The 12,483-nt window shown below is 33.4% G+C and carries 14 protein-coding genes; 7 read left to right on the forward strand and 7 right to left on the reverse strand.

The features are described from left to right. Nucleotides 1-72 precede the first annotated feature (72 nt). The 6 genes from ASE21_RS10760 to ASE21_RS10785 all read right to left on the reverse strand — a co-directional run bounded on the left by ASE21_RS10760 (nucleotide 73) and on the right by ASE21_RS10785 (nucleotide 5,013). Nucleotides 73-375 (reverse strand): antibiotic biosynthesis monooxygenase family protein, encoded by a 303-nt coding sequence (locus ASE21_RS10760; RefSeq protein ID WP_057122664.1) that lies wholly within the window; start codon nucleotides 373-375, stop codon nucleotides 73-75. Nucleotides 376-470: 95 nt separating this feature from the next. Next, nucleotides 471-1,889, reverse strand: a complete 1,419-nt coding sequence (locus ASE21_RS10765) for an adenosine deaminase (protein ID WP_057122665.1) — start codon at nucleotides 1,887-1,889, stop codon at nucleotides 471-473. Between the two features lie 218 nt (nucleotides 1,890-2,107). Continuing rightward, nucleotides 2,108-2,389 (reverse strand): GNAT family N-acetyltransferase, encoded by a 282-nt coding sequence (locus ASE21_RS10770; protein ID WP_057122666.1) that lies wholly within the window; start codon nucleotides 2,387-2,389, stop codon nucleotides 2,108-2,110. 6 nt (nucleotides 2,390-2,395) lie between these two features. Continuing rightward, on the reverse strand, nucleotides 2,396-2,791 hold the full coding sequence (locus ASE21_RS10775) for an OsmC family protein (protein ID WP_057122667.1): 396 nt from the start codon (nucleotides 2,789-2,791) through the stop codon (nucleotides 2,396-2,398). 2 nt (nucleotides 2,792-2,793) lie between these two features. Then, nucleotides 2,794-3,675, reverse strand: a complete 882-nt coding sequence (locus ASE21_RS10780; RefSeq protein WP_057122668.1) for a pirin family protein — start codon at nucleotides 3,673-3,675, stop codon at nucleotides 2,794-2,796. Nucleotides 3,676-3,912: 237 nt separating this feature from the next. Next, nucleotides 3,913-5,013 (reverse strand): DNA alkylation repair protein, encoded by a 1,101-nt coding sequence (locus ASE21_RS10785; RefSeq protein WP_057122669.1) that lies wholly within the window; start codon nucleotides 5,011-5,013, stop codon nucleotides 3,913-3,915. A gap of 394 nt (nucleotides 5,014-5,407) precedes the next feature. On the opposite strand from ASE21_RS10785, the gene nadC reads away from it, so the two are divergent. From nadC to priA, 5 genes are all read left to right on the forward strand, one after another. Continuing rightward, a complete protein-coding gene (nadC, locus tag ASE21_RS10790; RefSeq protein WP_057122670.1) occupies nucleotides 5,408-6,265 on the forward strand; it encodes a carboxylating nicotinate-nucleotide diphosphorylase in 858 nt (285 codons plus the stop codon). Between the two features lie 78 nt (nucleotides 6,266-6,343). After that, on the forward strand, nucleotides 6,344-7,267 hold the full coding sequence (locus ASE21_RS10795; RefSeq protein ID WP_057122671.1) for a YihY/virulence factor BrkB family protein: 924 nt from the start codon (nucleotides 6,344-6,346) through the stop codon (nucleotides 7,265-7,267). A gap of 1 nt (nucleotide 7,268) precedes the next feature. Continuing rightward, nucleotides 7,269-7,697: a DUF2147 domain-containing protein gene (locus ASE21_RS10800; RefSeq protein ID WP_057122672.1), complete on the forward strand. Its 429-nt coding sequence runs from the start codon at nucleotides 7,269-7,271 to the stop codon at nucleotides 7,695-7,697. A gap of 12 nt (nucleotides 7,698-7,709) precedes the next feature. After that, nucleotides 7,710-8,456, forward strand: a complete 747-nt coding sequence (bla-B1-FLAV, locus tag ASE21_RS10805) for a subclass B1 metallo-beta-lactamase (RefSeq protein WP_057122673.1) — start codon at nucleotides 7,710-7,712, stop codon at nucleotides 8,454-8,456. Between the two features lie 23 nt (nucleotides 8,457-8,479). Then, nucleotides 8,480-10,927, forward strand: coding sequence for a primosomal protein N' (gene priA, locus ASE21_RS10810; protein WP_057122674.1), 2,448 nt, complete (start codon nucleotides 8,480-8,482; stop codon nucleotides 10,925-10,927). On the opposite strand, the gene ASE21_RS10815 is transcribed toward priA, so the two are convergent. Continuing rightward, complete coding sequence (locus tag ASE21_RS10815; protein WP_053473460.1) at nucleotides 10,924-11,622, reverse strand: LytR/AlgR family response regulator transcription factor; 699 nt, start codon at nucleotides 11,620-11,622, stop codon at nucleotides 10,924-10,926. The two genes, priA and ASE21_RS10815, sit on opposite strands and share 4 nt — an antisense overlap. 177 nt (nucleotides 11,623-11,799) lie before the next feature. On the opposite strand from ASE21_RS10815, the gene rpsF reads away from it, so the two are divergent. Both rpsF and rpsR read left to right on the forward strand, forming a co-directional pair. Beyond that, nucleotides 11,800-12,141: a 30S ribosomal protein S6 gene (gene rpsF / locus ASE21_RS10820; protein ID WP_007810575.1), complete on the forward strand. Its 342-nt coding sequence runs from the start codon at nucleotides 11,800-11,802 to the stop codon at nucleotides 12,139-12,141. Nucleotides 12,142-12,146: 5 nt separating this feature from the next. Then, nucleotides 12,147-12,443: a 30S ribosomal protein S18 gene (gene rpsR, locus ASE21_RS10825; protein ID WP_002987043.1), complete on the forward strand. Its 297-nt coding sequence runs from the start codon at nucleotides 12,147-12,149 to the stop codon at nucleotides 12,441-12,443. Nucleotides 12,444-12,483: the final 40 nt, after the last annotated feature.

Here is a 12,483-nt window from a genome sequence, read left to right on the forward strand (position 1 = left end):
TTTAATTTTTCGCCACAGATTTCACATATTCTCACAGATTAGGAAATCCTTTTAATCTGTGGCAAAAAAGCTTTATTTTTTATTTTCAAAAACCGTTTCAAAATGTTCTACAATTGGAAACGGTTCATAATAATGATGTAAAATCTTTTTCCACTCCAAATACGCTTTAGAAGTTCTAAAACCTACTGTATGATTTTCTAAAGTATTCCAATCTACCAACAAAAGATATTTATTTTCGACCTCAAGACATTTCTCTAAACGATGTCCTAAATAACCGTCGATTGAGGAAATATATTGGCTTGCTTTCGCAAAATCAGTTTCAAATTGACTTGCCAAATTAGGTTTTACATACAAAAATACTGCTTCCAGAATCATATTATATATTTAAAAATATCTGCCAAATCTGCAAATTCTGTTTTATTTTAAAAATCAGTGACAATCAGTTTAACCCTTTTAATTGGCGTGCCAATTTAGTTTTTAGAAAATTTATCTTCAAAAGCTTTAAAACGATTATCCAAATCTTTCAACAACTGTTTTTTAACCGATTCATCCTGAATAAAACTGTAATTGATACTGTTGTAAACATATTGTTTTATTATGGCATACGAAACGTCCGGATATCTTTTGGCTAATAAAACATATTGCTCTGTCATATTGCTTCTTAAAATCCCTGCATCATCTGTGCTGATTACAATTGGCACATTAAATTCTTTGTAAAGCGTAAACGGGTGTCTGTTTTCTTTAACCTTCAGTATAAACTCGTTACTCGCTAAATTGATCTCAACCGGAATATTATTTTTAGACATATATCTCAGTAAATCGTATGAATTTGCTTCATATGCCATATCAACTCCATGACCAATCCTGTTTGCGCCCGCAACATAAACCGCATCATTAATATGCCATGTTAAATCTTCGGGCTGCACCAAACCTAAAGTCAATTCGCCTGCATGAAGCGTATATTTTACATCAGGAAATTTAGAATGGCAATATTTAAACATCACCATGTGAAGCCAGTAATCTTTCATTGAATTTTCTCCATGTTCCGGCGATACAATGTTTACACCTGCAGTTAGTTTGCTTTCGTCTGACGAAATAAAGGCAATTACTAGATTTTTGAACAAATCTACAGGTTCCATAAAACGCAGTACAAAATTCTGATAACGCATTGTAAAACGTTCGTCGTCAATTTTTAAATCTTTGTGAAGTTTTGCGATGAAATTGGTATTGAAATCTTCAGCATATTTTTTGGCCTCTTTTTTCTGAAATGTTTTATACAATTCGTCTAAAAGTTTTAAAACTGCTTTTTCATCTTTTTGGCTTGCGGCCAGACGGAGTTTAGTATTAAAATCACTTAAATCTGAAACATTCATGTCACACGGAATGGTGGACAATTGTGTTTCAATATAGCTTACATTTTCGGCAATGGCACGTTTTTTTAACTCAAGCATTCCTTCTGCAAAATGACCTTTAATAGCAGGTTCAAATTTCATGAAAGAATCAAAAAACAAATCATCTGAAGGTACAGAAACGCCGTTATAATCCTTAACCGACCATGTCTGCATAACCTGCTGTTGATAATAGGAAAGTTTTCCATCATTTTTAAGAGAAGAAAAGGTCTGCCAGTTTCCTTTTGCAGGTTTGGTTTTAGAAACTTCCATGGATTCTAAATTCAAATAAAAATCTTCTGCAATGGCTCTTTCTAAAAGCGGTTCTGCATAAATTGATCCTGAAAAATGGTGGTGTAGATCGCCTCCTTTTGGCATTTGCTGAAAAAAAGCTGTTAAGAGAGCTTCATTATTTCTGATTTTTTCTAAATAACTTTCAGCCGATTGAGAAAAGCCGATTTGTGCTATAAAAATACAGAAAAGCGTAATTATCCTTGTCATACTCTAAGTTTAAATTACATGCAAATATACTATTTTTATCTGAGGTTCAAAGTTACAAAGTTACAGAGGCTCAAAGTTTAGAATAAATGATTAAGACAATTAAATAAAAAAGACGCACAGCGGTGCGTCTCTACAGTAAAAAATAATTCGTGTCTTTGCGTCTTCGTGGCAAAAAAAAACACTTAGAACCTTAGCATCTCAGAACCGCAGAACCTTTTTTACGAAAGCACATCTCTAATATCTTCAACCTTATCAAAAACACTTTTTGCAAAAGGACAAAGCGGAATAATTTTTACCTTATTTTTTCGGGCAAAATCTACAGTTGCCATCAGTAACTTTTTACCGACGCCTTTTCCGGCAAAATCATCGCTCACTTCTGTATGGTCAATGATAAATTGAGAATCTCCTGCCCAGGTATATGTCATTTGTCCGGCTTGTTTTCCATCTTCTAAAGCTTCAAAATAGCCTTTTTTAGGATCGTTTATATGTTGAATTTCCATTATTTTTTAGATTAAAGTTGTTTTAATTTCGATTGAATGCGTTAATGTTTTATGAATCGGACAGCTGTTTGCAATAGTTTCCAGACGCTGTCTCTGCGTTTCATCAACATCGCCAATTACTTCTATTCTTCTTGTAAATAAAGATACATTTCTTTCTGAATCCCTTTCAAAATCAATTTTCACATCAATTTCTTCTACATTCCATTGTTTACGATTAATGTACATTCGTAAAGTAATTACAGTACACGAAGCCAATGAAGCTGCTAAAAGTTCGGTTGGATTTAAACCTAAATTTTTCCCGCCCAATTCCTGTGGTTCATCAGAAATTAATACATTTTCTGATGCTGATTTTATTTCTGTGCGATACAAACGCGTATCTATTTTTGCTGAAATTGTATCCATAATTATTTGATTCTTGGTTCTGGTAAAGGAACAAATTCGGTTTCGCCCGGAACTTTTGGAAAAGTCTGTGCAGTCCAGTCTTGTTTGGCTTTTTCGATGAGGTTTTTATCAGATGAAACAAAATTCCAGAAGATAAAATGTTCTTCAGGAAAAGGTTGTCCGCCAAAAATGTAAACCGTTGAATTGGCGCTAATTTCAAACTCGCACAATGTACTGTCGTTGGTAATTAAAATTTGTTTTGGATCGTAAATATGTTCGCCGCTTTTAATGCTTCCTTCTAAAATATACAAACCGCTTTCGCCAAATAAATGATGTCCAATGTTTATTTTTTTAGCTTCGGTACTTTTAATTTCAATAAAATAAAGCGGACTGTAAACAGGAACCGGAGATTTTTTTTCAAAAGCTTCACCTGCAATTAACTTGTACGAAACACCGTCTTCTTCCCAAGCCGGAATATCATCGGCTTCAACATGCGTAAAATTCGGATCCATTTGTTCTAATTCCTTTGGAAGCGCCACCCAAATCTGCAATCCGTGAAGCATTTTGTCTGAATGTCTTAAATATTCCGGAGTTCTTTCAGAGTGAACAATTCCTTTTCCTGCCGTCATCCAGTTTACGGCGCCTGGTTTTATTTCGAGTTCTGTTCCTAAACTATCGCGGTGCATAATGCTTCCTTCAAACAAAAAAGTAAGTGTTGAAAGTCCGATATGCGGATGCGGCGGAACATCCATATTTTCATGGTCACTTAAATGCGCAGGTCCCATATGATCGATAAATACAAATGGCCCAACAGCTCTTTTTTCGCGGAAAGGCAATAATCTGCCCACCATAAAATTGCCAATATTGGCAGCACGTTCTTCAATAATTAAACTGATATTTGACATGTGGTATTTTTTAGTTGAAACAAAAGTAAACTGATTGTCTTTGTCTGTAACTTAATTTAGGTTAAGAAAAGTTTTCTTTGATTTTTGTGTTATAAAAATAGGAAAAATTGCTGATTTTTCAATTCGTATTTATTTTGTCAGGCTGAGCGAAGTCGAAGCTTCATAAAGTGATTCAGCATGGGGGCTTCGACTTCGCTCAGCCTGACATTCTTTGTGTAGAAAAAATAAAATCTATGTTTAATCAATCAATTCAAACTCAAGAGCTTCACTTTCAGTTCCATTAATAATAATCGACAATTGATGAATTCCGGTATGAAAAACACGAGTTGTAATTAATTTAAAAGACTGGTTTCTTTCAATCTTCGTTAATTGATTGGGATGATAAATTTTCTCGCTGATTTTGAAGACTTTCTTCGCCAGATGACCTTTTGCTTTTTTATAATGAACAGCATATTCTAAACGAACCGTTTTAGATTCTTCATTCTTATTATTTAAGTGAAAATGAAACTGCAGATAATCTCCAATTTTTACTTTCGGTGTTTTGATTTCGAAAGATGAAAGTTCGATATTAGTACTTTCCAAACCATAATGATTCAGAATTTCAGGATGCCCCTGTTTTAATAAAGTTCGGCAGCCGTGTTTTATAATTGCATCTGTTTCTTTGGTTTGGCCTTTCCAGCGGGAAGCAATTTCCAATACAATCTGCGGATTATCTTTTGCAATATCATTTAAGTTATTTGCAACGCTTCTGCGAACATATTCTGATGGATCGTTTTTTAGATTTTCTAAAATTGGCAGGATAGAAGAAGGATCTTTTTTAAGAAAAGGAATTGCCATTGCCCACGGTAATCTTGGGCGCGAACCTTCGCTGGCTAATCTTCGGACATGATGATTTTCGTGCAATGACCATTTTGTCATTTCGGCAGTCATTTGTTCTTTATATTTTAAAATAAAGGGACGAACAGCAAATTCACAGCTTATAAATTGCGTTATGGAAACAAAGGCTTTCGCCGAGGTTTCAAAATCATCTAAGCCATACATTTCGATATAATCTGCAAAAAAAATGAAAGCCAGATTGCCTTCTGTAAAACTGTTTTTCTTTAATCTTTCAATAATTTTGTCAATTAAAATAACAGCTTCGGAGAAATTTTGAGGCATAAATTGATGAAGCACAATTGTTGTATGTTTCATTCGGTCTTTCCATTCTTTTTGTGCAAAATCACCTTCGTAAATTTTCTCAATAAATTTTTGTCTGCTGAATGACGGATGCACTTCGGCGACAGCCTGACTAAATTTTTCGTAAAAAGAAACCGAGTAAATATCTTTAATTAATCCCATGATTTTGTTTGAATAAACTTCAAAGGTATCTAATGTTTTCTAAATTTTGTTAGTGTTTTGTAGAGAAAATTTAAACACATAGTAACATAGATTTTATAAAGCGTATTGAAAAAGGTTATAGGAAAAATCTAGATTTTCACACATAGTTTGATGTGTTTAAGCTATGTGCATTGATGTAAGTGAAATGTCTTTTTTAAGATGTCAAAAAACTATGATTCGATGTGTTTAAGAAAAAGCCACAGATTATAAAGATTGGCACAAATTTTTTGAAATACATTTTAATCCTAACAATCTGTGGCTAATAAATTTAAGTTAATAAGAAACTTTTCGCAGAAAGGAAACTTTTAATTCCATAAAATATATCCTAATTTAGCATATTATTAAAAATTAAAAAATGATAAGCGAAGCTCAATTTCAAGCAGAATTACAACTTTTGATAAGTAATGCCATTAGGGAAGATGTTGGTACAGGTGATTACAGTTCACTTGCCTGCATTCCGGAGACTGCTCACGGGCAGGCAAAATTATTGGTAAAAGATCAGGGAATAATTGCCGGAGTTGAACTTGCTAAACTGATATTTGAACATGTAGATCCAAAATTAAAAGTAAAAACTTTTATAGAAGACGGGACGCATGTAGAATATGGAGAAGTCGTTTTTGAAGTTTCGGGAAGTTCCCAGTCTATTTTAAAAGCCGAAAGAGTTGTTTTAAACACTATGCAGCGTATGTCTGCGATTGCAACAAAAACAAATCAATACGTGCAGCTTTTAGAAGGAACCGGTGCTAAAATTTTGGATACCCGCAAAACAACGCCAAATTTCAGAGCGGCAGAAAAATGGGCCGTAAAAATAGGAGGAGGAGAAAATCACCGTTTTGCGCTTTATGATATGGTAATGTTAAAAGACAACCATATTGATTTTGCAGGAGGAATTACACGCGCTATTGCCAAAACAAAAGAATATTTAAAAGAAAATAAACTCGACCTGAAAATTATTGTTGAAGCCCGTAATCTTGATGAAATCAGGGAAATTTTGCTGAGTGACGGCGTTCACAGGATTCTGATTGACAATTTTAATTATGAAGATACTAAAACGGCGGTAAATTTAATTGGTAAAAAATGCCAGACAGAATCTTCGGGAAATATTAATGAAAAAACAATTCGCGAATATGCCTTATGTGGTGTAAATTATATTTCATCGGGAGCTTTGACACATTCTGTTTATAATATGGATTTGAGTTTAAAAGCCTTTTAGAAATTATTAGTTAAGAATTTTGAGTGAAACTAAGTTTTAAATCTAAAATCTAAACTCAACAATCTAAAATCAGAATATATGTCGAAAGAGATAGAAGAGCGGATTGAGAAACTGCCTGTAATACGTAATCTGGCCCGGCTTTTTAAAAGAATAAAACTCCCTTGGTTAGAGGGATTTTCTTTGTATGATTTACTTGAAATGTACACTTTAGGAATTATTGAAGGTGCTTTTTCATATCATGCAAGTGCGGTTTCTTTTAGCTTTTTTATGGCTTTGTTTCCTTTTGCGTTATTCATTTTAAACTTAATTCCGTTTATTCCGATAGATAATTTTCAGGAAGATTTCTTGCAGTTCGTTCAGCAGAGTGTTCCTCCAAATACTTACGACGCGATCAGTAAAATTATCAGCGATATCTTAAATAATAGTCACTCCGGATTGTTGTCATCGGGGTTTTTGCTTTCAATTTTTTTAATGGCAAATGGTATTAACGGAATTCTCAGCGGTTTCGAATCTTCTAAGCATGTTTTTGATAAACGTGGTTTTTTCAGCCAGTATTTGGTTGCCCTGGCAATATCACTTGTCATGACCGTGATCTTGTTTGTAACTGTTGCTACAATTGTTGTTTTTGAGGTTTTTATTCAAAAAACAATTATTCAGGATGTATTAAGCGACCGGATTCCGCTTATTATTTTAGGACGATATTTATTTGTTATTTTAATGATTTTGATAACATCTTCAATATTATTGCGTTATGGTACAAGACAGTACAATAAAGTATCATTTATAAGCATCGGATCTGTTTTTACAACCATCCTGATTGTTATATCTTCGTTCTTTTTTGGGATTTGGGTTATAAAATTCTCAAAATATAACGAACTTTATGGTTCTATTGGTACATTATTAATTCTAATGTTTTATATTTGGATAAACTGTATGATTCTGCTTTTAGGGTTCGAATTGAATGCTTCTATCAGAAAATTAAAACAAAAAAAAAATAAATAGTATGAAAAATTGGATGTTAACGATTGGTGTATTTTTCTTTGCAATGAGTATTCAGGCTCAAAGTGTTATAGGAAAATGGAAGACCATTGATGATGAAACAGGCGAAGCTAAATCGGTAGTTGAGATTTACGAAAAATCAGGAAAAATTTACGGAAAGGTTGTAGAAATACTTCGCGAAAGTCACAGAAAAGATATTTGTGTAAAGTGTGAAGGAGCAGAAAAAAATAAACCAATTTTAGGAATGGTTATCATAAACGGTCTTAAAAAAGACGGTTCAGAATACAATGGAGGCAGCATTTTAGATCCTACAAGCGGTAAAAAGTATAAATGCTATATTTCATTAGAATCTGCAGATAAATTAAAACTTCGCGGCTATGTTGGAATTTCTATAATGGGCAGAACACAATACTGGACGCGAGTTAAAAATTAATTTAAATACTACATGCGAAAATTAGCTTCGATAATTTTATTCTTAGGAATACTATCAAATAGTTTTGGACAATCTGCCAATTCGCCATTACAAATAAGTCATCTTACGGGTGACTTTTATGTTTATAAAACTTTTCATGATTATAACGGATCTTTGATTTCTGCCAATGCCATGTATCTGGTTACAGATAAAGGTGTTGTCCTGTTCGATGCTCCCTGGGATGAGACTCAGTTTCAGCCTTTATTAGATAGTATAAAAGCAAAACATAATAAAGAAGTGATAATGCTTTTTGCAACACATTCTCATGATGATCGTGCCGGAGGATTTGATTTTTATGCAAAAAAAGGAATCAAAACCTATTCGATTAAGTTAACGGATGATATTCTGAAAAAAGAAAATAAACCGAGAGCTGAATTTATAATTCCAAATGATAAAACTTTTACTGCCGGACAGCATACTTTTGAAGTTTATTACCCGGGAAAAGGTCATGCATCTGACAATATTGTGGTCTGGTTTAATAAAGAAAAAGTGCTTTACGGAGCTTGTTTTATAAAAAGTGCCGATGCAAAAGACCTTGGTTATTTAGGAGATTCTAATGTAAAAGAATGGAAAAAATCGATTGCAAAAGTGAAGGCGAAATTTAAGAATCCAAAATATATTATTCCGGGTCACGAAGACTGGAAAAATACGGAATCATTAAACCATACTTTGAAATTAGTTGATGAGTATTTGGTTCAAAAATCTTCAGGAAAAAAGTAACTTTGCACTTATATATATAGTACATGTTTTTTATCGAAGTTATTTTGCCGCTTTCTTTAGCAAAAACCTTTACATACCGCGTTTCTGAACCTGAATTCCATTTTATAAAAAAAGGAATGCGGGTTGCGGTGCCTTTTGGTAAAAGTAAAATCTACACAGGACTTGTATTAGATATACATCAAAATGCCCCGACTTTATATGAAGCCAAAGAAATTCATCAAATTTTAGATGAAAAACCTATTGCAACTGAAATTCAAATCAAACACTGGCTTTGGGTTGCCAATTATTATATGTGCGGAATTGGAGATGTGTACCGTGGTGCTTTTCCAACAGGATTATTATTAGAAAGTGAAACGATCGTTTCGCATAAACCTGAAGTGGTTATAAATGATTCTGAACTTTCTGATGATGAATTTCTAATCTATGAAGCACTCCAGCATCAGAGCTCATTAAAAGTTCAGGAAATAGCTTCAATTTTAAATAAAAAAAATATACTGCCCATTCTTCAAAAATTATTAGCAAGAGATGTTATTGTTTTAGAAGAAGAAATAAAAGAAAGTTACAAGCCAAAATTGGTTCGGTATGTAAAATTGCATTCCAAATATGAAACAGATCTTGGTTTGAATGATTTGCTAAACACTTTGAAAAGTGACAAACAAAAGGAAATTGTTTTAGCTTATTTTCAAATCAGTGCTTCAGAAAAAAAACCGATTACGGAGAAAAAACTGGTTGAAGTGTCAGGATCAACTTCGGCTGTTGTAAAAACTTTGGTAAAAAATGAAATTTTAGAAGAATACTATTTACAGCAGGATCGTGTTTTATTTAACGGAGAGAAATCGGAAAAAGAATTAAGGCTCAGTGAAGCACAAGAAAAAGCTTTTAACGCCATAAAAGAAAGTTTTTCTGAAAAAGAAGTCTGTTTGCTCCATGGTGTTACTTCAAGCGGTAAAACAGAGATATATATCAAATTAATTGAAGAATATCTGCAAACGGGAAGACAGGTTTTGTATCTGCTTCCGGAGATTGCACTTACGACGCAATTAGTTTCTCGTCTGCGGCTTCATTTTGGCGATAAAGTAGCTGTTTTTCATTCTAAATACAGTAATAATGAAAGAGTTGAGGTTTGGAAACAAACACTCGAAAATTCAGAAAAAGCACAAATTGTAATAGGAGCAAGGTCGGCTTTGTTTTTGCCTTTTAACGATCTGGGTTTGCTGATTGTAGATGAAGAGCATGAACAGACTTTTAAACAAACTGATCCGGCACCGAGATATCACGCCAGAGATGCGGCAATTGTTTTAGCCAATTTTCACAATGCCAAAGTATTGTTGGGTTCTGCGACGCCGAGTATCGAAACTTATTTTAATACGCAGAGCGAAAAATATGGTTTGGTTACTCTTACCGAGCGTTATAAAAATGTCCGTATGCCTGAAGTTGTTTTGGTAGATTTAAAAGACAAACATTTCAGAAAAAGAATGACAGGGCATTTTAGTGATCTTTTAATTGAAGAAATTACAGAAGCTTTGTCTTTGGGCGAACAGGTCATTTTATTTCAAAACAGAAGAGGTTATTCTCCAATAATTGAATGTCTTACCTGCGGGCACGTGCCACATTGCCAGCAGTGTGATGTGAGTCTGACTTTTCATAAATTTAAAAATCAGCTTCGCTGCCATTATTGCGGATATGCAATTGCAAAACCAACAAATTGCCATAGCTGCTCGAGTATCGATTTAACGACAAAAGGTTTTGGAACAGAGCAGATAGAGCAGGAGCTGTTATCACTTTTTCCTAAAGCAAAAACGGGAAGAATGGACCAGGATACTACTCGCGGAAAATTTGGCTTTGAAAAGATCATAGATACATTTAAAAATCGGGAAATCGATATTTTGGTGGGAACACAAATGCTGGCCAAAGGTCTGGATTTTGATAATGTTAGTTTAGTCGGGATTATGAATGCTGATAATATGCTGCATCATCCTGATTTCAGGGCTTTTGAACGCAGTTTTCAAATGATGACACAGGTTGCAGGAAGAGCAGGAAGATCTGAAAAGCAGGGGAAAGTTGTGATTCAAACCTATAATCCAAACCACAATACAATTCAACAAGTTACAAACCATAATTATATAGGTATGTATAAGGAACAATTGTATGACAGGCAGATTTATAAATATCCGCCGTATTTCAGGATTATTAAATTAACGATAAAACATCGCGATTTTGATAAATTGAAGGAAGGTTCGATGTGGCTGTACCAGGTTTTAAGCCAAAACCTGAATATGCCTGTTTTGGGTCCGGAAGAACCGGCAATAAGCAGAATCCGAAACGAATATATCAGAACTATTTTAATAAAGATTCCGCAGAATCTGCATTTAGGAAACACAAAAAAAACTATCCAGAAAATGTTGAATAGTTTTGAGGCTGTTGCTCAGTACAGAGCTATAAAAGTTATAGTTAATGTCGATTTTTATTAATTAGACGTTGAGAGCGCCTTTACTAAATCTTCTTTTTTATTACGGCTGAGCGGAATTTTAGTAATTCCTATTTCGGCAAATTTACTATTGAAGCGCTCCACTTTATCAATATTAATAATATAGGACTTATGGACACGAATAAATTTGTCTTTCGATAAATCATTTTCAAAAGATTTCATTGTAGAAAGAACCAGATTACTGTCATCTTCGGTAACCACTCTTACGTAATCACCAAATGCCTCAATCCATTTAATTTTTGCTGTAAATATTTTGAGCTTTTTAAGATTACTTTTGATGAAAATGTGTTCGCCTTCTTCTTCTTTTACTTCTTTTTTAAGCAGGTGCATATCAATAGCTCTCTTTACAGAGGCGTTAAAGCGGTCAACGGCAATAGGTTTTTGCAGATAATCAGTAGCGTCATAATCAAAAGCTTTTAAAGCATATTCTGCTTTAGAAGTGATAAATATAATTTGAGGTTTAGATTTTAAACCATCAAGAAAATCAAAGCCATTAATTACAGGCATTTCTATATCAAGAAAAATTAAGTCGATATTATTTAATGAAATACAGCTTTTTGCTTCTATTGCATTAGAAAAATCCCCGATTAAATGCAAACCTGGGTGATTATTAACTAATTTTGCAATAATTGTCCTCTGAATAGAACTATCATCTACAACAACACAGTTTAGTTTCATAACATTTTAATTTAGAATAAATTCAGGATAGCAATAGTAAATGTATTGTTTTTTTGGAAAAAAAACTAAATTCATCGTATATTTTTTGCTTTACAACGAATAATAGAAAAATTATGTTGTGTATTTAAAAATAATGGTTACTTTTGCACCCAATTTTAACAAATAAATATTGTATTTATGAATCATTATGAAACTGTTTTCATTTTAAATCCCGTTTTATCTGAGGTTCAGGTGAAGGAAACAGTAACGAAATTTGAAGAATTTCTTACTAGCAGAGGAGCTGAAATGGTATCAAAAGAGGATTGGGGTCTTAAAAAAATGGCTTACGAAATCCAAAACAAAAAAAGTGGTTTTTATCACTTATTTGAGTTCAAAGTAGCTGGAGAAGTTCTAATTGCTTTTGAAACTGAATTTAGACGTGACGAGAGAGTTATGCGTTTCTTAACTGTAAGTTTAGACAAACATGCTATCTCATGGGCGGAAAGAAGAAGAGCTAAATTAAAATCTACTAAAGCGTAATTATTATGTCTACAATTGAGCAATCTGCAAAAGGAAAAAAAGACGGAGATATCAGATATTTAACGCCTTTAAACATTGAAACTAACAAAACTAAAAAGTATTGCCGTTTCAAAAAATCAGGAATCAAATACATCGATTATAAAGATGCTGATTTCTTATTGAAATTCGTAAATGAGCAAGGAAAAATTCTTCCTCGTCGTTTAACGGGAACTTCATTAAAATACCAAAGAAAAGTTTCTGTAGCTGTAAAAAGAGCTCGTCACTTAGCTTTAATGCCATACGTGGCCGATTTATTAAAATAATTAAAAACTCTAGTCGCTGGTTTCTGCTAAGGACAGAACC

Source organism: Flavobacterium sp. Root901 (genome assembly GCF_001429765.1).
GTDB lineage: Bacteria > Bacteroidota > Bacteroidia > Flavobacteriales > Flavobacteriaceae > Flavobacterium.